The sequence below is a fragment of the Streptomyces luomodiensis genome, assembly GCF_031679605.1.
GTDB lineage: Bacteria > Actinomycetota > Actinomycetes > Streptomycetales > Streptomycetaceae > Streptomyces > Streptomyces luomodiensis.
This window is the reverse complement of record NZ_CP117522.1, coordinates 2,285,288-2,305,143: the sequence shown is the minus strand read 5'-3', so window position 1 is coordinate 2,305,143 and position 19,856 is coordinate 2,285,288. Positions and strand designations below refer to the sequence as shown.

Sequence of the window (19,856 nt, the reverse complement as noted above, 5' to 3'; positions counted from 1 at the left end):
CCGCCACGCGAAGGCCGCCTTACGGTGGCCATGAGGCGCGTCGGCGTGGTGCCACGTAGACTGGTCGATCCGGTAGAGGCCGGTCGCCTTCCCGTCAGCGGAAGGGGGCCGGCCTCCGTGTCCCTCACCCGGAGGTGTTCGGATGACCAGCAGCATCCCCGCCGTCGATACCCTTACGGGTGGAGGCTCAGCCCTACAGGCCGTTCTGCTCGACATGGACGGCACCCTGGTCGACACCGAGGGCATCTGGTGGGACGCGGAGGTCGCCATCTTCGCCGAGCTCGGCCATGCGCTCGCCGAGGAGTACCGCCAGGTCGTCGTCGGCGGCCCGATGTCGCGCAGCGCCCAGTTCCTCATCGAGGCCACCGGCGCCGACATCGCCCTCGCCGAGCTCACCGGCCTGCTCAACAGCCGCTTCACCGAATTGCTCGACGGCACTGTGCCGATGCTGCCCGGCGCCCGCCGGCTGCTCACCGAGCTGGCCGCGCACGGCGTCCCCACCGCCCTGGTCTCCGCCTCCCACCGGCGGGTGATGGACCGGATCCTGCGTTCGCTGGGCCCGGAGCACTTCTCCCTGACGGTCGCGGGCGACGAGGTCGAGCGGACCAAGCCGCATCCGGACCCGTATCTGCTCGCCGCGGCCGGGCTGGACGCCGAGCCGGGGCGGTGCGTGGTCATCGAGGACACCGAGACGGGCGTACGGGCCGCGGAGGCGGCCGGGTGCCAGGTGGTCGCGGTGCCGTCCGTGGTGCCGATCGAACCCGTGGCGGGACGTACGGTCATCGGTTCGCTCGAGGAAGTGGATCTTTCTTTTCTCCGCAGTCTGGTCACTGCAATGCACTGAACGCGCACCGAGCGTATTTCTGTAAATTGCAGACTGAATAGCGCGCGCTCATTTTTCACGTTCCGTCGGGTACATCGGAACGTGATGTTTATCACTGCATATGCCGTAGACGTGTGCGCCGGATGGCTGCCGCGCGTCCCCTCTGGTGCGATTTGGGCGAACCCATGTGTCCGGATTGGTGGCATGTCGCGTGAATCGCGACCGTGTTCGGATATCGGTCGACGGGCGCTCGTTATCGGGACGTGATATCGCCTCAACTTCGTTGTGTCTGAGCATGACTGGTGCCTCGGTCTAATCTCGTCGCGAGTAGCTGACCGATGGCAGGGAGACTCCCGACAATGACGCGCAAGTCGCTGGTGCTGCCGGCTGTGGCCGGCCTTCTGATCTCCACGCTCGCCGCGTGCGGTGGTACCGACGGCTCGGGCTCGGACGGTAAGACGATCGTCCTGGGCAGCACGGACCGCATCGAGGCGACCAAGGTGGCGCCCGCGCCGCTGGATCCGGCCCTGGCCTACGACTTCGCGTCCTGGAGCGTGCTGCACAACACCTTCCAGACGCTCATGAGACTGCCCCGCTCGGGAACCGAACCGATACCCGACGCGGCGGAGAGGTGCGGCTTCGCGGACAGACAGAGCGAGCAGTACCGCTGCACCCTGCGCAGCGGGCTGAAGTTCTCCAACGGCCACGACCTGACCTCCGAGGACGTCAAGTTCTCCCTCGACCGCGTGCTGCGCATCGACGATCCCAACGGGACCAAGTCGCTGCTCTCCAACGTGGACAGGATCGAGACCCCCAGCGCCCGCGAGATCGTCATCCACCTCTCCCAGCCGGACGCGACCTTCCCGTCCAAACTCACCACCCCGGCCGCCGCCATCCTGGACAGCGAGGTCTACCGGGGCGACGCGCTGCGCAAGGGCTGGGAGATGACGGGCTCGGGTCCGTACAGCGCGCAGACCGAGGTGAAGAACAACCGGCTGACGAAGGTCGTCTTCACCAAGAACCCCCACTACAAGGGAGATCTGAAGCCGAAGGCCGACAAGGCGGAGATGCGGTTCTACGACTCCACCTCCACCATGGAGCAGGCGCTGGCCAAGGGCGACATCGACGTGGTGCACCGCGGCTTCTCGCCCGAGCAGATCGACAAGCTCAACAAGGGCGAGGTCGAGGGCGTCCGCCTCTTCGAGTCCTCCGGGCAGGGCATCCGCTACCTGATCTTCAACACCAACGCCCCGGTGGTCAAGGAGAAGGCCGTCCGGCAGGCCATCGCCCATCTGGTGGACCGCCAGGCGCTGGTGCGCGACGTATACAAGCGGACCGCCGAGCCCCTCTACTCGCTGATCCCCACCAGCATCACCTCGCACATCAACTCGTTCCACAACGAGTACGGCGACCCCGACCCCGACGCCGCCCGCAGCGTGCTGCACGACGCCGGCATCAGCACCCCGGTGAAGCTGACGCTGACCTACACCACCGACCACTACGGTCCGGAGACGGCCGCGGAGTTCAAGGAGCTGCGCAAGCAGCTCAACGACAGCGGCCTCTTCGACATCACGATCAAGGGCTACCCGTGGCGGGAGTACCGCCCCGCGCTCATCAAGCGCCAGTTCTCCGCCTCCGGGGTCGGCTGGTTCCCCGACTTCCCGGACCCCGACAGCTACACCGCCCCCTTCCTCACCAAGGACAACTGGCTCAACTCGCCCTACCGCAACAGCGCCATCCAGGACGAGCTGATCCCCCAGACCCGGCAGGAGGCCCAGCGCAGTCTCGCCGAGAAGGACTTCCAGTCCATCCAGAACACCGTCGCCGAAGATGTGCCCTATCTGCCGCTGTGGCAGGGCAACACCTATGTGGCCGCCCGCAAGAACGTCATCGGCGCCGAGTACGCCTTCGACTCCTCGACCATGCTCCAGCTGTGGGAGCTCGGCAAGAGCTGACGGCGGCACACCAGGGGGGCACGTACCAGAACCTCGACTCCTCGACGGTCTTCCGCTTCTGGGAGGTCGGCACGTCGTCCGACGGCTGGCCCGGACCCGGGGCGTCCGACGGCCGACCCGGGGCCCGGAGCGGGGGAGCGCCCCCGGTCCCGCGGGACGGCCGTCCCGCTCCGGCGCCGCTACTGCGCGCCGGGGCGGACCAGCCCGCTCTCGTACGCGTAGACGGCGGCCTGCACCCGGTCGCGCAGCCCCAGCTTGGTCAGCACATGGCCCACATGCGTCTTGACCGTGGTCTCGCTGACGAACAGATCCGCGGCGATCTCCGCGTTGGACAGCCCCCGGGCCACCAGCTTCAGCACCTCGACCTCGCGCTCGGTCAGCGTGTGCAGGGTGTCCGGCACCGGCTCCTCGCCCGACGGCAGATGCCCGGCGTACTTGTCGAGCAGCCTGCGGGTGATGCTGGGTGCCAGCATCGCCTCGCCCGCCGCCACCACGCGGATGGCCTGCACCAGCTCGGTGGCGGGCGCGTCCTTCAACAGGAAGCCGCTGGCCCCGGCGCGCAGCGCCTCCACCACGTACTCGTCCAGATCGAAGGTGGTCAGCACCAGCACCTTGGCCGGGCCGTCCCGCCCCGGACCGGTGATCTGACGGGTCGCCTCCACGCCGTCCATCCGCGGCATCCGGATGTCCATCAGCACCACATCGGGCTGGAGCGCCCGCACCTGGTCGAGCGCCTGCAGACCGTCCCCCGCCTCGCCGACGACCGCCAGATCCTGCTCCGCCTCCAGGATCATCCGGAAGCCGGTGCGCAGCAGCGGTTGGTCATCGACCAGTAGGACGCGGATCGCCACGGGGAACTCCTTCGCTAGACCGCGTCCATTCTGCCGGACTGCCCGGACGGCCCGGACTGAACGGGGACCACCGCCAACGGGTACGGCGGCGGCGTGCCCCCGAACTCCGGGCAGTGGGCCTGGTGGTCGCACCAGCCGCAGAGCCTGGTCTGCCGCGGGACGAAGGCACCCGTCTCGGTGGCCAGCCGGATCGCCTCCCACAGGGCCAGCACCTTGCGCTCCACCGCCCGCAGATCCCGTTCGTCCGGGTCGTACGTCAGCACATCGCCGCTGCCCAGATAGACCAGCTGGAGCCGGCGCGGGATCACCCCGCGCAGCCGCCACAGCACCAAGGCGTAGAACTTCATCTGGAACAGGGCCTCGCCCGCGTACTGCGGAGCGGGGGCTTTGCCCGTCTTGTAGTCCACGATCCGTACATCACCTGTCGGAGCGATGTCGATCCGGTCGATGATCCCGCGCAGCGTCAGCCCGGACTCCAGCTCCGTCTCCACGAACAGCTCCCGCTCCGCGGGCTCCAGACGGGCCGGATCCTCCAGCGAGAACCACTGCTCCACCAGCGCCTCGGCCCCCGCCAGCCACTCGGCCAGCCGCTCCGGCGCCGGGCCGCCGCCCTCCTCCTGGAACAGCTCCGCCAGCTCCGGCTTGGCCGCCAGCAGCCGCTCCCACTCCCGCGGCACCATCGCCCGTGCCCGCGGCGCGGTGCGCTCGGCGGCCGGCGCGTCGAAGAGCCGCTCCAGCACCGCGTGGACCACCGTGCCGCGGGTGGCCGCCGCGCTGGGCTTCTCCGGCAGCTTGTCGATCACTCGGAAGCGGTACAGCAGCGGGCACCGCATGAAATCGGCCGCCCGTGACGGTGACAACGAGGCGGCGCGGGCGGACTTCCGTGGTCCGTCCGCCGGTTCGGCCTTCCCGGCGGTGGCTCCGGTGGTGGTTCCCATGGCGAAGACCCTACGACCCGCCACCGACAGCCGGACGCATACCATCGACGTCCGAGCCCCTCGCACTGCATGATCGTGGGGACCGTATCAAAAGAGGGGTGCGACCGAGCATCCGACGAGGGGACACCGTGGACAACAGCGGGCAGCGGCAGTCCGACAACGGGGAATCGGACCGCGCGACCGAGCCCGAGGACGGCAAACAGCCGCGCCCACGCGAGGTGGGCGGCGGGTTTCTCATGGGCCGGCCGTTCGGCGTGCCCGTGTACGTCTCGCCCAGCTGGTTCCTGGTCGCAGCCCTCATCACCTGGGTCTTCGGCGGTCAGCTGGACCGGGTGCTGCCCGAGCTCGGCGCCGCCCGGTATCTGGTCTCGCTCTTCTTCGCGGTGGCCTTCTACGCCTCCGTCCTGGTGCACGAGCTCGCCCACACCGTGGCCGCGCTCCGCTTCAAGCTGCCGGTGCGCCGGATCCAGCTCCAGTTCTTCGGCGGCGTCTCGGAGATCGAGAAGGAGACCGAGACCCCCGGCCGGGAGTTCGTGCTCGCCTTCGTCGGCCCGCTGCTCTCCCTGGTCCTCTCGGGCCTGTTCTACCTGGGCATGCTGCTCGTGGAGCCCGGCACGGTGCCCGGGGTGCTGCTCGCCGGGCTGATGATCTCCAACCTGATCGTGGCCGTGTTCAACCTGCTGCCCGGCCTGCCGCTGGACGGCGGGCGGATGCTGCGCGCCGTGGTGTGGAAGCTCAGCGGCAGGCCGATGACCGGCACCGTCGCCGCCGCCTGGAGCGGCCGCGCGCTCGCCGTCGCGGTGCTCGTCGGGCTGCCGCTGCTCACCCAGGCGGGCGGGCTCGGCGAGGAGCCGCAGAGCTTCGGCAGCGTCGACTCGCTCACCGACGCGCTGCTGGCCGCCATACTCGCCGCGATCATCTGGACCGGCGCGGGCAACAGCCTGCGCATGGCCCGGCTGCGGGAGCGGCTGCCGGACCTGCGCGCCCGTACGCTCACCCGGCGCGCCGTCCCGGTGGCGGCCGACACTCCGCTCTCGGAGGCGCTGCGCCGGGCGAACGAGGCCGGGGCCCGCGCCCTGGTCGTGGTGGACGGCCACGGCACGCCGACCGCCGTGGTGCGCGAGGCGGCCATCGTGGGCGTCCCCGAGCACCGCCGCCCCTGGGTCGCGGTCAGCGGTCTCGCCCAGGACCTCAAGGACGGTATGCGGGTCTCCGCCGAGCTCACCGGCGAGGAGCTGCTGGACACCCTGCGGGCCACCCCGGCCACCGAGTACCTGGTGGTCGAGGAGACCGGCGAGGTCTACGGGGTGCTCTCCACGGCCGATGTCGAGCGCGCCTTCGTGGCGGCCATGGCCAGGACGCCCTCGGGCTGAGGCCGTGAGGCCGGTCCCCGGGCGTGGTCCGGGCACGGGGAAGCGCCCGGTAGGCTGTTCACATGTCCGAACCGACCGGTGCCGCCCGCCGTCGCGGGCCCTTCCAGGTCGGGGACCAGGTCCAGCTCACCGACCCCAAGGGACGCCACTACACCTTCACGCTCGAGGCCGGGAAGAATTTCCACACCCACAAGGGGTCCTTCCCTCATGACGAGCTGATCGGCGCCCCCGAGGGAACCGTCGTGCGTACCACGGGAAACGTCGCGTACCTCGCGCTGCGTCCCCTGCTCCCCGACTATGTTCTGTCCATGCCACGCGGTGCCGCCGTGGTCTACCCCAAGGACGCGGGGCAGATCCTGGCGATGGCCGACATCTTCCCCGGCGCACGCGTCGTCGAGGCGGGCGTCGGCTCCGGCTCGCTCTCCACCTTCCTGCTGCGGGCCATCGGCGACCAGGGCATGCTGCACTCCTACGAGCGCCGGGCCGACTTCGCCGAGATCGCCGCCCAGAACGTCGAGCGCTACTTCGGCGCCCCGCACCCCGCCTGGCGGCTCACCGTCGGCGACCTCCAGGACAACCTCAGCGACACCGACGTGGACCGCGTGATCCTGGACATGCTCGCCCCCTGGGAGTGCCTGGAGCCGGTGTCCAAGGCGCTCGTCCCCGGCGGCATCCTGTGCGCGTACGTCGCCACCACCACCCAGCTCGCCCGCACCGTGGAGGCCATCCGCGAGCACGGTACCTTCAACGAGCCGTCCGCCTGGGAGACCATGGTGCGCACCTGGCACGTCGAGGGCCTCGCGGTGCGGCCCGACCACCGCATGATCGGCCACACCGGCTTCCTGCTCACCGCCCGCCGGCTCGCGGACGGCGTGGAACCCCCGATGCGCCGCCGCAGGCCCGCCAAGGGGGCCTACGGCGAGGACTACGTGGGCTGGGGGACGGCGAAGGACACCCCCAAGGGCACCGGCGCCACGGACGCCCCAGGAGGCGCTCAGGGCGCCTCCAGCGGCCCGGACGCCCCCTCCGGCGACGCCTGACGGCCACCCGCCGGACACCGGCACCACACGCCGCCGTGACGGCTCGGCGCGGCCACCGGACTCCCCGTGCGGGAACGGTGGCCGCGCCGCTGTGAAATGTGGCACGATGCGGGGCATCTCCCGCCGCAGCCCTCACATGGAGTCATCCCGCGTGCAGCCTCTGGGCCCGGATCTCGCGCACACCCGTCCCCGTCCGGTGCATTGGGTCGCGACCGCGGCCGCCGTGGCCGCCGTCATCGCCGGGGCGTCGGTCCTCGAGCCCACCGGCGCCAAGGCCACCACGTCCGCCGCCGTCTCCGCACCCCGGACCGGCGGCCTTCCGGCAGGGCAGGCCCCCGACCCCCGCGCCGCGGACTACCCGGTGGACTGCGGGCGCTCCAGTCCCGATGTCACCGACCGGGCCTCGGCGGACCTGGACGGGGACGGGCGGCCCGAGACCGTCGCCGTGGTGCGCTGCCCCTCCGCCTTCGGTACCCCGCCCAGCGGCGTGTATGTGCTCTCCCAGCCGGCCCGCGCGGGCGCCGCGCCCCGTGTGGTGGCCACGTTCGTCGACCCGAAGGAAGGGATGAGCGTCCGCGATTTCGCGGTGCGCGGAAAGACGGTTTCGGCCACCCTGCTGGGATACTCGTCGGCCGAAGTCCCGCGCTGCTGTCCGGATCGCCAGCGCAAGGTCAACTGGCAGTGGCGGGACGGCAAGTTCGTACTGAAGGCACTGCCGGTACCGGGGAGTGTGTGAGCGGTTACTCGCAGGCCGTCACTCCGCGTCCGGGCCGTAGACCTCGACCCGGTCGGTGACGCGCCGTACATGGATGCAGTCGCCGGGGCACTCCTTGGCGGAATCCCTGACCTCGGTCAGCAGCGCCAGGGGGACCGGTGTGGTGGCGCCCTTGTCCTGGAGCAGCTCATCATCGGCGCTCTTGACGTAGGCTAGACCGTCGATGTCGAGTTCGAAGACCTCGGGAGCGTACTGGGCGCAGATGCCGTCGCCGGTGCACAGATCCTGGTCGATCCAGACTTCAAGATCGCCGAGCTCCTCGTTCCGCACGGTGTGCCCCCTGCCGTTCCTTCGATACGCCATTCAACATTGTCTAAATATCGCCAACCCTGACGGGTGTTGACCGTGTCGACGATACAACCGGTCGCTTTCCGATGTTGTTGGGTGGGTATTCACCTGGCGTGAGGGAGTGCGCAAGGGTGAAGATCGGACACACGCCGACCGGGTTTGTGATCTAGGGGTTTCAACCCGCACCGGCCCAGGTAGGGTCAGGAAGCGTCCAGCTCCCCTTGGAGGAGGTGAGGACCGTGGCAGCCCACGACGACGACATCAACCGCGGCATCCGGCCGGGGCGGGGGTCTGACGACCCTGCCGGCCAGGTTGCCTATCTCGAGCAGGAAATCGCCGTCCTGCGCCGCAAGCTCGCCGACTCTCCGCGTCATACGAGGATTCTCGAAGAGCGGATCGTCGAGCTGCAGACCAATCTGGCGGGAGTGTCCGCACAGAACGAGCGGCTCGCGAACACACTCCGTGAGGCCCGCGACCAGATCGTGGCCCTCAAGGAGGAGGTCGACCGGCTCGCGCAGCCGCCGGCCGGTTTCGGTGCCTTTCTGCAGGCGAACGAGGACGGTACCGCCGACATCTTCACCGGTGGTCGTAAACTCCGCGTGAATGTCAGCCCAAGTGTCGAGCTCGACGACCTCAAGCGCGGCCAGGAGGTCATGCTCAACGAGGCGCTCAATGTGGTCGAGGCCATGGAGTTCGAGCGCGCCGGGGACATCGTCACCCTCAAGGAGGTCCTTGAGGACGGCGAGCGCGCCCTGGTGATCGGGCACACCGACGAGGAGCGGGTGGTGCGGCTGGCCGAGCCGCTGCTGCACACCACCATCCGCCCCGGTGACGCCCTGCTGCTCGAGCCCCGGTCCGGCTACGTCTACGAGGTCGTCCCGAAGAGCGAGGTCGAAGAGCTCGTCCTCGAAGAGGTTCCGGACATCGACTACAACAAGATCGGCGGTCTGGGAAACCAGATCGAGCTGATCCGCGACGCGGTCGAGCTCCCCTATCTCTACCCCGACCTCTTCAAGGAGCACGAACTGCGGCCGCCCAAGGGCGTGCTGCTGTACGGCCCGCCCGGCTGCGGCAAGACGCTGATCGCCAAGGCCGTGGCCAACTCCCTTGCCAAGAAGGTCGCCGAGGTGACCGGGAAGCCCGCGGGGAAGAGCTTCTTCCTCAACATCAAGGGCCCCGAGCTGCTCAACAAGTACGTCGGTGAGACGGAGCGGCACATCCGGCTGGTCTTCCAGCGGGCCCGGGAGAAGGCCAGCGAGGGCACACCCGTCATCGTCTTCTTCGACGAGATGGACTCGCTCTTCCGCACCCGTGGCTCCGGGGTCAGCTCGGACGTGGAGAACACCATCGTCCCGCAGCTGCTCTCCGAGATCGACGGTGTGGAGGGCCTGGAGAATGTGATCGTCATCGGCGCCTCCAACCGTGAGGACATGATCGACCCGGCGATCCTGCGCCCCGGCCGGCTCGATGTGAAGATCAAGATCGAGCGCCCGGACGCCGAGGCCGCCAAGGACATCTTCTCGAAGTACCTGACGGAGTCCCTGCCGATCCACACGGACGACCTCTCCGAGCACGGCGGGTCGCCCAAGGCCGCCATCGGCGGGATGATCCAGTCGGTGGTCGAGCAGATGTACACCGAGTCCGAGGAGAACCGCTTCCTGGAGGTCACCTACGCCAACGGCGACAAGGAAGTCCTCTACTTCAAGGACTTCAACTCCGGCGCCATGATCCAGAACATCGTGGACCGCGCCAAGAAGATGGCGATCAAGGACTTCCTGGACCACAACCAGAAGGGCCTTCGCGTCTCCCACCTGCTCGCCGCCTGCGTGGACGAGTTCAAGGAGAACGAGGACCTGCCCAACACCACGAATCCGGACGACTGGGCCCGGATCTCCGGTAAGAAGGGCGAGCGGATCGTCTACATCCGCACCCTGGTCACCGGAAAGCAGGGCGCGGACACCGGACGCTCCATCGACACGGTGGCGAACACCGGTCAGTACCTGTAACACCGCGGTCCGGCTGCGGATGTCCTGGACGGGGCATCCGCAGCCGGATGCGCTTTTCGGACCGCATTCTTCGTATGAGTCCTACGAGCCCGACCGGAGCAATGACTGAAATGATCTCCGCAGCACCGCTTGGCCGTTCTAGGCTCTTCGGTACCGCACACGCGCGGCATGGGGGATCGGGGGCCGCACACGGACCGGAAACGCAGCGGTACTTGAGCACCGACCCCAGCCGGGGGCGGCGCCGGGCAAGGAGGGCCGCATGACCGTACGGCGCGTAATGGGAATCGAGACGGAGTACGGAATCTCCGTCCCCGGGCACCCGAATGCCAATGCCATGCTCACCTCGTCCCAGGTCGTCAACGCCTACGCGGCGGCGATGCACCGGGCGCGCCGCGCCCGCTGGGACTTCGAGGAGGAGAACCCACTGCGGGACGCCCGCGGCTTCGACCTCGCGCGCGAGTCCGCGGACGCCAGCCAGCTCACGGACGAGGACATCGGCCTGGCCAACGTGATCCTCACCAACGGCGCACGGCTCTACGTGGACCACGCCCACCCCGAATACTCCGCCCCCGAGGTCACCAACCCCCGGGACGCGGTGCTCTGGGACAAGGCGGGTGAGCGCATCATGGCCGAGGCCGCGCTGCGCGCCGCGGAGCTGCCCGGCGGCCAGCCCATCCACCTCTACAAGAACAACACCGACAACAAGGGCGCCTCCTACGGCACGCATGAGAACTACCTGATGAAGCGGGAGACCGCCTTCTCGGACATCGTGCGCCATCTGACGCCCTTCTTCGTCTCCCGCCAGGTCGTCGCGGGCGCCGGACGCGTCGGCATCGGCCAGGACGGCCATGAGCACGGCTTCCAGATCAGCCAGCGGGCCGACTACTTCGAGGTCGAGGTCGGTCTGGAGACCACGCTCAAGCGCCCGATCATCAACACCCGGGACGAGCCGCACGCCGACGCCGAGAAGTACCGCCGGCTGCATGTGATCATCGGGGACGCCAACCTCTCCGAGCTGTCGACCTACCTCAAGCTCGGCACCACCTCCCTGGTGCTGTCGATGATCGAGGACGGCTTCATCGCCGTGGACCTCGCGGTGGACCAGCCGGTGCGCACCCTGCACCAGGTCTCGCACGACCCCACTCTGCGCCGTCTCGTCACCCTGCGCAGCGGCCGTACGCTGACCGCGGTGCAGCTCCAGATGGAGTACTTCGAGCTGGCCCGCAAATACGTCGAGGACCGCTTCGGCGCGGACGCCGACGAGCAGACCCGGGACGTCCTGACCCGCTGGGAGGACGTGCTGAACCGGCTGGAGCGCGACCCCATGAGCCTGTCCGGCGAGCTGGACTGGATCGCCAAGCGGGAGCTGATGGAGGGCTACCGCCGGCGCGACGCCCTGGAGTGGGACGCGGCCCGGCTCCATCTGGTGGACCTCCAGTACGCCGACGTACGCCCCGACAAGGGTCTGTACAACCGGCTGGTGGCCCGCGGCAAGATGAAGCGGCTGCTGGACGACCAGGACGTCGCACGGGCCCAGAACAAGCCCCCGGAGGACACCCGCGCCTACTTCCGCGGCCGCTGCCTGGAGCAGTACGCCGACGACGTCGCCGCGGCCTCCTGGGACTCGGTGATCTTCGACCTGCCGGGTCGTGACTCTCTGCAACGGGTCCCCACGCTGGAGCCGCTGCGCGGCACCCGCAACCACGTCAAGGAGTTGCTGGACCGCTGCCGCACGGCGGAGGACCTGGTGCGGGTGCTTTCCGGCGGCTGAAATGCCCCCGGGCCGGGAATCATCGAGGTGGCCTCCGCGCGTTGTAGCGAGTGGGAGGCCGATGTCGGACCCGGCTTGTAGGGTCTGATCTTGAGACCGATCGAATCAGCGGGCGAACCGAGCGGGGTGAGGGATATGGCGACCAAGGACACCGGCGGCGGGCAGCAGAAGGCGTCGCGCTCGACCGAGGAGGTCGAGGAGCAGGCGCAGGACGCGCAGGCCGCGGAGGACCTCAAGGAGCGGCAGGAGAAGCTCTCCGACGACGTCGACTCCGTGCTGGACGAGATCGACGACGTGCTCGAGGAGAACGCCGAGGACTTCGTGCGAAGCTTCGTGCAAAAGGGCGGACAGTAAGGCGCGTCTCCTCCGTCCTGCGTCCCCGCGAAAGGGGGGACGCAGGACGGATGACTTCCATGGCCAGGGGTATGGTCCGTGCAGTATTTCAAGATCTGGTGGAAGGAAACGTGTGGAAGCCAACACTCGTAGCACAGGGCGTCTGCCGGCTGCCTTCCTGACGCCCGGCTCCTCGTCGTTCATGGACTTCCTGGGCGAGCATTCGCCCGAGCTGCTTCCGGGGAACCGTCCGCTGCCCCCGGTGCAGGGCGCCATCGAGGCACCCCACGGCACCACGATCGTGGCGGTGACCTTCCCCGGCGGCGTGGTGCTCGCCGGTGACCGCCGCGCCACGATGGGCAATGTCATCGCGCAGCGCGACATCGAGAAGGTCTTCCCCGCCGACGAGTACTCGGCCGTCGGCATCGCGGGGACCGCCGGTATCGCCGTGGAGATGGTCAAGCTCTTCCAGCTCGAGCTGGAGCACTTCGAGAAGGTCGAGGGCACCGTGCTCTCGCTCGAGGGCAAGGCGAACAGGCTGTCGACCATGATCCGCGGCAACCTCGGCATGGCGATGCAGGGCCTTGCCGTGGTCCCGCTCTTCGCGGGGTGGGACGTCGACCGGGAGAAGGGGCGCATCTTCTCCTACGACGTCACCGGGGGGCGTTCGGAGGAGCGCGGCTACGCCGTCACCGGCTCGGGTTCGATGTTCGCCCGGGGCGCGCTCAAGAAGCTCTACCGCGAGGACCTGACCGAGGAGCAGGCCGCGACCGCCGTGCTCCAGGCGCTCTACGACGCCGCCGACGACGATTCGGCGACCGGTGGGCCGGATCTCGCCCGCCGTATTTTTCCGATCGTCACATCCATCACCGAAGACGGTTTCAAGAGGTTCAGCGAGGCAGAGGTGGCCGATCTCGCCCGCGCCATCCATGAACGGCGCCTCGAAGAGCCGGACGGCCCCCGCGCCGGCCTGCTCTGAGAGGACGGTCCAACCGGAATGCATTCGCCAATGACAGAAGGGACGGACAGCCGGTGACGACGCCGTTCTATGTTTCTCCTCAGCAGGCCATGGCCGACCGCGCGGAATACGCCCGTAAGGGCATCGCGCGCGGCCGCAGCGTGGTCGTGCTGCAGTACGCCGACGGCATCGTCTTCGTTGCGGAGAACCCGTCCCGCGCGCTGCACAAGGTCAGCGAGATCTATGACCGGATCGCCTTCGCGGCGGTCGGTAAGTACAACGAATTCGAGAATCTGCGGATCGGCGGTGTCCGTTACGCCGACCTGCGTGGTTATACCTATGACCGTGAGGATGTCACGGCCCGTGGGCTGGCGAATGTCTACGCCCAGACCCTGGGCACGATCTTCTCCAGCGCCGCCGAGAAGCCGTACGAGGTCGAGCTGATCGTCGCCGAGGTCGGGGAGGGCCCCGAGGACGACCAGATCTACCGCCTCCCGCACGACGGCTCCATCGTGGACGAGCACGGCTCGGTCGCCGTCGGTGGCAACGCCGACCAGATCAGCAGCTATCTCGACCAGCGGCACCGGGACGGCATGACCCTCGCCGAAGCCCTCAAGCTGGCCGTCGACTCGCTCTCCCGCGACAACAACGGCGGCGAGCGCAGCCTCACCGCCGAGCAGCTCGAGGTGGCGGTCCTGGACCGCACCCGCCCCCAGAAGCGCAAGTTCAAGCGCGTCCTGGGCGGCCAGCTCTCCCGGCTCCTGGAGTCCGCGGAGAGCGCGGCGGGCTCGGAGGCATCGGACGCCGCGTCCGAGTCCTCCGGGACCGAGGAATCCGAGGACTGAGCCACGCACCGCGGACCGTCCACCACCGCTACCACCACCGCCGCCGCCCCGGGCCACCGGGGCGGCGGCGGGCGTTATGGGGCCGTGGTTCCTGGACCGGTCGGCCGCAGGGGTGGTGTTGCGCCGGCCAGCCGTAGCGGTCGTCCCCGCGTCGGTCAGTTGCGTGGTGGTGGGGCCGTGGGCCCGTAGCGGCGGCTTGTGGGCCGGTGGGCCGCTGCGGTGGCCTCGGGCCAGTCGACCCTGGCGGTGGTTCCCGGCCGGTCAGCCGTGGCGGTCTGTCCTGGCGCCGGTCAGTTCCGTGGCGGCGGAGCCGTGAGACCGCTGCGGCGGTCCCCGCGCGGGTCAGTTCGCTGGTGGTGGGGCCGTGGAGGCTCTGGGGATCAGTTCGACGGGGAGCGTGGTGTCCTGGGGGGTCTCGCCGTCCAGGAGGGTCAGCAGGGCCCGCATACCGGCCGCGCCCACCGCCTCCGCGGGGAGTCGGACCGTGGTCAGTTCCGGGTCCACCGCCGTGGCCAGGGCCAGGTCGTCGAAGCCGGTCACCGAGATGTCGTCCGGGACCCGCAGCCCCAGCCGCCGGGCCGCCTTGCAGGCGCCGGCGGCCAGGATGTCGTCGTCGCAGACGAGCGCGGTCGGCCGGGGGCCGGGGCGGCCCAGGACGCGTTCGGCGGCCTGGCGGCCCTCCTCGACGCTCAGCCCGGCGGGTTCGGCGCACACGGTGGCGCCCGGGACCTCGCCCACCGCCTCGGCCAGGGCGCGGGCGCGGACCCGGAACGTCCAGGAGTCCACCGCCGCCGCGAGATGGGCCACCCGGCGGTGTCCGAGGGCCAGCAGATGGGCCGCCGCCTGCCGCGCCCCGTCCGCGATGTCCAGGTTGACCGTGGCCGCCGCGGCCGCGTCGTCCGGGTCGCTGTCGAGCATCACCAGCGGCAGTCCGCCGCCGCGCACGGCGGCCAGCGCGTCGGCCGCCATGGAGGAGGCGATCACCCCGTCGAGCGAGGCGCGCGCCGGGTCGAACGGGTCCCGGGCGGGGCCCACGCCCTCGGGCGAGGGGTAGAGCACCACCCCGAAGCCGTGGCCGGCGGCGACCCGCTCGGCGCCCGTGTAGACGCGGGCGAAGAACTCGGTGGTCAGGGCGGGGACCACCAGGAGCGCGGTTCTGGTGCGGCCCAGGCGGAGGCTGCGGGCCGCGAGGTTGGGGCGGTAGCCCAGTTCGCGGGCGGCGGCGCGTACGGCCTCGGCGGTGCGCTCGGAGACCCGTCCGGACCACTTCTCCCCGAGCACCAGGGACACGGTCGCCTGCGACACGCCCGCCGCCCGCGCCACGTCCCGGCTCGTCGCCCGGCTCGTCGCCCGGTTCGTCGCCCGGCCCGGCGCCGGGCGCCCCGGAGCCGCCCCGCCGGCCGGGCCCCCGCGCCGCGTGGGCTCGCCCGTCCGGCCGTTCCCCGGGGACCCCTTCCCGGCGGCCCCGCCCGCCGGGCGGGCGCGGTCCGCGCTCGCCACCATCGCCTCCGCTCCCCTTCGCGCCGTGCTGTCGCCACCGGCTGCTCGATCCGGCCCGCGAGTGGACCCGCGGTGGCGGCCATGGTACGTATGACCCCGGAAGTTATACGTACAACGTCACATACGACCCGCGATGAACCGAGACGCATCGCGGGAATCCGCAGGAAGGGGCAGGCAATGGCGGCTGGCTACGGGGAACTGCTGCGCACCCCGCACGCGGCACGGCTGCTCATCGGCACACTCCTGGGGCGGCTGCCGAACGCCACCGCCGCCCTCGCCGTGCTGCTCTTCGCCCGCGCCGAGGGCGGCAGCTACGCCCTCGCCGGAGCGCTGTCGGCCGTCTACGGCGCGGCCAACGCGGTGGGCCAGCCGCTGCTGGGCCGGGCCGTGGACCGCTTCGGCCAGCCCCGGGTGATGCTCCCCGCCGCCGTGGCCTCCGCGCTCGGCATGGTCCTGTTCGCCGTCACCGGGCTCGAACCACTGCCCGTGGCGTACGCCGCGATGCTCGTCGCCGGTCTGTTCACCCCGCCGCTGGAAGGCGGGCTGCGGGCGCTGTGGCCGTCGGTGCTGCGCCGCGAGGACCAGGTGCACGCGGCGTACGCGCTGGACGCGGTGGCCCAGGAGGTGATGTTCGCCGTCGGTCCACTGCTGGTCACCCTCGTGGTGGCCGTGTGGTCCGAGGCGGCCGCGCTGCTGGTCATCAATGTCATCGGGGTCGCCGGCGCGCTGTCCGTCGTGGTCTCGCGGCCGTCCCGGCAGTGGCGCTCCGCGCCGCGCGAGGCGCACTGGCTGGGCGCGCTGCGCTCGTCCGGGCTGCTGGTGCTGCTCGGCTCGTTCTTCTTCATCGGGCTCGCCCTCGGCGCGATCGCGGTGGCCGCGGTGGCGTACGCCGACGAGCACGGCGGCGGCCTGGTCTCCAGCGCGCTGCTGTCCGCCCTCGGCGCGGGCGCGCTGGTCGGCGGCATCGGCTACGGCGCCCGCACCTGGCCCGGCGCGCCCGAACGGCGGCTGCGGCTGCTCGTGGCCGCGCTGGCGCTCGGCTATCTGCCGCTCATGGTGGTGCCGGGCGTCGCCTGGATGACCGCCCTGGCCGCGGTGGCGGGCCTGTTTCTGGCCCCGGCGCTGGCCTGCGCGTTCGTCGTCGTGGACCGCCACGCGCCGTCGGGCACGGTCACCGAGGCGTTCTCCTGGCTGGTGACCACCTTCGTGGTGGGCAACGCGCTCGGCTCCGCGGTGGCGGGGCCCGTGGTCCAGTTCGGCGGAGTGGTCGCCGGTTTCGCGGTGCCGGCGGCCGGTGGAGCGGCCGCGCTGGCGGTGCTGTTGGCCGCCCAGCGGTTCCTCCTGGAGGGCCCGCGTCCGGTCGTGCGGCCGACCACACACCGAACCCCGGGTGAACCTGGGGAGGAAAATGATCGCAACCATGCCGTCGAACCCGGTTTCAGAGCACGCCATCAGGCGTAATGTTCAGGCATGGACCGCCGCATTTTCGGGCTGGAGAACGAGTACGGCGTCACGTGCACATTCAGGGGACAGCGCCGGTTGTCTCCTGACGAAGTGGCGCGGTACCTCTTCCGCCGTGTCGTCTCCTGGGGCCGCAGCAGCAATGTCTTCCTGCGCAACGGTGCCCGCCTCTATCTCGACGTGGGCTCGCACCCGGAATACGCAACTCCCGAGTGCGACAACGTGACCGAGCTGGTCACCCACGACAAGGCAGGCGAGCGCATTCTCGAGGGTCTGCTCGTGGACGCGGAGCGCCGCCTGCACGAGGAGGGAATTGCGGGCGACGTCTATCTGTTCAAGAACAACACCGACTCCGCGGGCAACTCCTACGGTTGCCACGAGAACTATCTGGTGGCGCGGCACGGGGAGTTCTCCCGGCTCGCCGACATTCTCATTCCGTTCCTGGTGACGCGGCAGCTGCTGTGCGGTGCGGGCAAGGTCCTGCAGACCCCGCGCGGCGCGGTCTACTGCGTCAGCCAGCGCGCCGAGCACATCTGGGAGGGCGTCAGCTCCGCGACGACCCGCTCCCGGCCGATCATCAACACCCGCGATGAACCGCACGCCGACGCCGAGCGCTACCGCCGGCTGCATGTCATCGTGGGCGACTCCAACATGTCCGAGACCACCATGCTGCTCAAGGTCGGCGCCACCGACCTGGTGCTCCGCATGATCGAGGCGGGCACGGTGATGCGCGACCTGACCTTGGAGAACCCGATCCGGGCCATCCGCGAGGTCAGCCATGACATCACCGGGCAGCGCAAGGTGCGGCTCGCCAGCGGCCGCGAGGCGTCCGCCCTGGAGGTGCAGCAGGAGTACTACGAGAAGGCCGTCGACTTCTGCGAGCGCCGTGGCATCCGCACCGGCATGGTCGAGCGCGTCCTCGAGCTGTGGGGCCGCACCCTGGACGCGATCCGCACCGAGGAGCTCGACCGGATCGAGACCGAAATCGACTGGGTGATGAAGTACAAGCTCATCGAGCGGTACCGGGCCAAGAACAACATCACCATGTCGCATCCGCGCATCGCCCAGATAGACCTCGCCTACCACGACATCCACCGCCGCCGCGGCCTCTACTACCTGCTGGAGAAGCGCGGCCAGGCGGCCCGGGTCTGCAACGACGTGAAAATCTTCGAGGGCAAGTCGGTGCCACCGCAGACCACCCGCGCCCGGCTGCGCGGCGACTTCATCCGCCGGGCCCAGGAGCAGCGCCGCGATTTCACGGTCGACTGGGTGCATCTGAAGCTCAATGACCAGGCACAGCGCACCGTGCTGTGCAAGGACCCGTTCCGTTCGGTCGACGACCGGGTGGAGAAACTCATCGCCGGTATGTGACCGGCGTACGGCTTACCTTGGCCACGGGCCCCGTGCGTTCTCCGGACGGGGCCCGTACTACGTCGTAGAGTGGCGCGCATTGGCCATCACACGATCTACCTAACGAGGACTCCGTGCGCCGACGCTCCGTACTCCTTGCCGTACCCGCGGGCCTGCTCACGCTCGCGGGCTGCGGTGACGAAAAATCAGGGTCCGACAAGAGCAGCCCGTCCCAGGAGCCGACCAGCCAGAGTCCCTCACCGGCCCCCAGCGGCAAGATCGTCTCCGGACCGGTGCCGCCCATTACCGCCGGTAAGAAGTTCGGTGAGAAGCCGAAGGTCGCCAAGGGCACGGGTGAGCCGTCGAGCCATCTGGCGGTCAAGACGATCAGCCAGGGAGACGGCCGGAAGACGGTCAAGGGCGACTGGCTCCAGATCAACTATCTGGCGCAGATCTGGGACACCGGGAAGGCCATCGACAACACCTTCGACAAGAAGAAGACCGCCGCCTTCCCCGTAGGCCAGGGCCAGGTCCTCCCGGGCTGGGACCAGGGACTGCTGGGCCGGAACGTGGGCAGCCGGCTGGAGCTGGCCGTCCCGCCCGCGTACGCCTACGGCAAGCAGGGCCAGCCGCAGGCCGGTATCAAGGGCACCGACACGCTGGTCTTCGTCATCGACATCGTGAACGCCTACGACGCCAAGAGCTCGGCCAAGGGCAGCAAGGTGGAGCAGACCGACCCCGACCTGCCCAAGGTGTCGACCAACACCGACGGCAAGGCGCCCACCATCACCGTCCCCAAGAAGTCCGCGCCCAAGAAGCTCGTCTCCGAGTACGTCATCGAGGGCGACGGCAAGGAGGTCAAGAAGACCGACGCCCTGCTCGTCCAGTACAGGGGCGTGCTGTGGGACGGCGGCAAGGAGTTCGACTCCACCTACAAGCGCGGTGAGCTCGCCCAGTTCTCGCTACAGCAGGTGGTCAAGGGCTGGTCGCAGGGGCTGACCGGCAAGAAGGTGGGCAGCCGGGTCATGATCGTCGTACCCCCGGACCTGGGCTACGGCAAGGCGGCCCAGAAGGGCATCCCCGCCAACTCCACGCTGGTCTTCTCCGTGGACATCCTGGCGGTTCTGTAGCCTGTGCGGGTTGCCCACAACATCACAAGGAGCTATTTCGTGAGCATCGAGAAGCCCGAGGTCGACTTCCCGGGCGGCGAGCCGCCGGCCGAGCTGGAGATCAAGGACATCTGGGAGGGCGACGGCCCCGCGGCGAAGGCCGGCGACAACATCGCCGTCCACTATGTGGGCGTCGCCTTCAGCACCGGTGAGGAGTTCGACGCGAGCTACAACCGTGGCACCCCGCTGCGGATCCAGCTCGGTGTGGGCCAGGTCATCAGCGGCTGGGACCAGGGCCTCCAGGGCATGAAGGTCGGCGGCCGCCGGCAGCTGATCATTCCCCCGCACCTCGCCTACGGGGACCAGGGCGCCGGTGGCGGCCGGATCAAGCCGGGCGAGACCCTGATCTTCGTCTGCGACCTGGTCTCCGTCTGAGACCGGCGCTCGCCGCGCCGAGGGCTCCTGCCGCCGGGCAGGGGC

The 19,856-nt window shown here is 69.8% G+C and carries 18 protein-coding genes; 14 read left to right on the top strand and 4 right to left on the bottom strand.

All coding sequences use genetic code 11. The annotated features are described in order from the left end of the window. Positions 1 to 142 precede the first annotated feature (142 nt). Together PS467_RS09790 and PS467_RS09785 are read left to right on the top strand one after the other, a co-directional pair. Positions 143 to 844 carry an HAD family hydrolase gene (locus PS467_RS09790; protein WP_311034936.1) on the top strand — a complete coding sequence of 234 codons (702 nt, stop codon included), beginning with the start codon at positions 143 to 145 and terminating at the stop codon, positions 842 to 844. A 338-nt stretch (positions 845 to 1,182) separates the two neighbouring features. Further along, complete coding sequence (locus PS467_RS09785) at positions 1,183 to 2,778, top strand: ABC transporter substrate-binding protein (RefSeq protein WP_311034935.1); 1,596 nt, start codon at positions 1,183 to 1,185, stop codon at positions 2,776 to 2,778. 179 nt (positions 2,779 to 2,957) lie between these two features. On the opposite strand, the gene PS467_RS09780 is transcribed toward PS467_RS09785, so the two are convergent. Next, the gene (locus PS467_RS09780; protein ID WP_009719179.1) at positions 2,958 to 3,629 is read right to left on the bottom strand and encodes a response regulator; all 672 of its coding nucleotides are present in this window, start codon (positions 3,627 to 3,629) and stop codon (positions 2,958 to 2,960) included. Positions 3,630 to 3,643: 14 nt separating this feature from the next. Continuing rightward, positions 3,644 to 4,567, bottom strand: a complete 924-nt coding sequence (locus PS467_RS09775) for a RecB family exonuclease (protein WP_268971049.1) — start codon at positions 4,565 to 4,567, stop codon at positions 3,644 to 3,646. Positions 4,568 to 4,695: 128 nt separating this feature from the next. Between PS467_RS09775 and PS467_RS09770 the strand changes: the two genes are divergently transcribed. From PS467_RS09770 to PS467_RS09760, 3 genes are all read left to right on the top strand, one after another. Further along, on the top strand, positions 4,696 to 5,940 hold the full coding sequence (locus tag PS467_RS09770; protein ID WP_268976884.1) for a site-2 protease family protein: 1,245 nt from the start codon (positions 4,696 to 4,698) through the stop codon (positions 5,938 to 5,940). 62 nt (positions 5,941 to 6,002) lie between these two features. Then, positions 6,003 to 6,980, top strand: coding sequence for a tRNA (adenine-N1)-methyltransferase (locus PS467_RS09765; protein ID WP_268971048.1), 978 nt, complete (start codon positions 6,003 to 6,005; stop codon positions 6,978 to 6,980). Between the two features lie 106 nt (positions 6,981 to 7,086). Then, on the top strand, positions 7,087 to 7,716 hold the full coding sequence (locus tag PS467_RS09760; RefSeq protein WP_432280560.1) for a hypothetical protein: 630 nt from the start codon (positions 7,087 to 7,089) through the stop codon (positions 7,714 to 7,716). Between the two features lie 18 nt (positions 7,717 to 7,734). On the opposite strand, the gene PS467_RS09755 is transcribed toward PS467_RS09760, so the two are convergent. After that, positions 7,735 to 8,058 carry a ferredoxin gene (locus PS467_RS09755; RefSeq protein ID WP_311034933.1) on the bottom strand — a complete coding sequence of 108 codons (324 nt, stop codon included), beginning with the start codon at positions 8,056 to 8,058 and terminating at the stop codon, positions 7,735 to 7,737. A 224-nt stretch (positions 8,059 to 8,282) separates the two neighbouring features. Here PS467_RS09755 and arc point away from each other — a divergent pair, with 224 nt between their 5' ends. The 5 genes from arc to prcA all read left to right on the top strand — a co-directional run bounded on the left by arc (position 8,283) and on the right by prcA (position 13,956). Next, positions 8,283 to 10,049 carry a proteasome ATPase gene (arc, locus tag PS467_RS09750; protein ID WP_268971045.1) on the top strand — a complete coding sequence of 589 codons (1,767 nt, stop codon included), beginning with the start codon at positions 8,283 to 8,285 and terminating at the stop codon, positions 10,047 to 10,049. A 259-nt stretch (positions 10,050 to 10,308) separates the two neighbouring features. Beyond that, positions 10,309 to 11,820, top strand: a complete 1,512-nt coding sequence (gene dop / locus PS467_RS09745) for a depupylase/deamidase Dop (RefSeq protein WP_268971044.1) — start codon at positions 10,309 to 10,311, stop codon at positions 11,818 to 11,820. A 135-nt stretch (positions 11,821 to 11,955) separates the two neighbouring features. After that, the gene (locus tag PS467_RS09740) at positions 11,956 to 12,174 is read left to right on the top strand and encodes a ubiquitin-like protein Pup (RefSeq protein WP_059148607.1); all 219 of its coding nucleotides are present in this window, start codon (positions 11,956 to 11,958) and stop codon (positions 12,172 to 12,174) included. A gap of 112 nt (positions 12,175 to 12,286) precedes the next feature. After that, complete coding sequence (gene prcB, locus PS467_RS09735) at positions 12,287 to 13,132, top strand: proteasome subunit beta (RefSeq protein WP_311034932.1); 846 nt, start codon at positions 12,287 to 12,289, stop codon at positions 13,130 to 13,132. A gap of 53 nt (positions 13,133 to 13,185) precedes the next feature. Continuing rightward, the gene (gene prcA, locus PS467_RS09730) at positions 13,186 to 13,956 is read left to right on the top strand and encodes a proteasome subunit alpha (RefSeq protein ID WP_311034931.1); all 771 of its coding nucleotides are present in this window, start codon (positions 13,186 to 13,188) and stop codon (positions 13,954 to 13,956) included. A 342-nt stretch (positions 13,957 to 14,298) separates the two neighbouring features. Here prcA and PS467_RS09725 read toward each other — a convergent pair whose 3' ends face one another. Continuing rightward, positions 14,299 to 15,279, bottom strand: coding sequence for a LacI family DNA-binding transcriptional regulator (locus PS467_RS09725; protein WP_311034930.1), 981 nt, complete (start codon positions 15,277 to 15,279; stop codon positions 14,299 to 14,301). Between the two features lie 354 nt (positions 15,280 to 15,633). Here PS467_RS09725 and PS467_RS09720 point away from each other — a divergent pair, with 354 nt between their 5' ends. From PS467_RS09720 to PS467_RS09705, 4 genes are all read left to right on the top strand, one after another. Beyond that, on the top strand, positions 15,634 to 16,917 hold the full coding sequence (locus PS467_RS09720; protein WP_311034929.1) for an MFS transporter: 1,284 nt from the start codon (positions 15,634 to 15,636) through the stop codon (positions 16,915 to 16,917). 9 nt (positions 16,918 to 16,926) lie between these two features. Next, entirely contained in the window at positions 16,927 to 18,288 is a 1,362-nt protein-coding gene (gene pafA, locus PS467_RS09715; RefSeq protein ID WP_311034928.1) for a Pup--protein ligase, read from the top strand. 113 nt (positions 18,289 to 18,401) lie between these two features. Beyond that, positions 18,402 to 19,397, top strand: a complete 996-nt coding sequence (locus PS467_RS09710) for an FKBP-type peptidyl-prolyl cis-trans isomerase (protein WP_311034927.1) — start codon at positions 18,402 to 18,404, stop codon at positions 19,395 to 19,397. Between the two features lie 39 nt (positions 19,398 to 19,436). After that, positions 19,437 to 19,811, top strand: coding sequence for an FKBP-type peptidyl-prolyl cis-trans isomerase (locus PS467_RS09705; RefSeq protein WP_268971037.1), 375 nt, complete (start codon positions 19,437 to 19,439; stop codon positions 19,809 to 19,811). The last annotated feature ends 45 nt before the right edge of the window (positions 19,812 to 19,856 follow it).

Coding starts and splice junctions, on each gene's coding strand:
- PS467_RS09790 (WP_311034936.1), top strand. CDS start 143: ATGACCAGCAGCATCCCCGCCGTCGATACCCTTACGGGTGGAGGCTCA.
- PS467_RS09785 (WP_311034935.1), top strand. CDS start 1,183: ATGACGCGCAAGTCGCTGGTGCTGCCGGCTGTGGCCGGCCTTCTGATC.
- PS467_RS09775 (WP_268971049.1), bottom strand. CDS start 4,567: ATGGGAACCACCACCGGAGCCACCGCCGGGAAGGCCGAACCGGCGGAC.
- PS467_RS09765 (WP_268971048.1), top strand. CDS start 6,003: ATGTCCGAACCGACCGGTGCCGCCCGCCGTCGCGGGCCCTTCCAGGTC.
- PS467_RS09760 (WP_432280560.1), top strand. CDS start 7,087: ATGCGGGGCATCTCCCGCCGCAGCCCTCACATGGAGTCATCCCGCGTG.
- PS467_RS09755 (WP_311034933.1), bottom strand. CDS start 8,058: ATGGCGTATCGAAGGAACGGCAGGGGGCACACCGTGCGGAACGAGGAG.
- dop (WP_268971044.1), top strand. CDS start 10,309: ATGACCGTACGGCGCGTAATGGGAATCGAGACGGAGTACGGAATCTCC.
- PS467_RS09740 (WP_059148607.1), top strand. CDS start 11,956: ATGGCGACCAAGGACACCGGCGGCGGGCAGCAGAAGGCGTCGCGCTCG.
- PS467_RS09720 (WP_311034929.1), top strand. CDS start 15,634: ATGGCGGCTGGCTACGGGGAACTGCTGCGCACCCCGCACGCGGCACGG.
- pafA (WP_311034928.1), top strand. CDS start 16,927: ATGGACCGCCGCATTTTCGGGCTGGAGAACGAGTACGGCGTCACGTGC.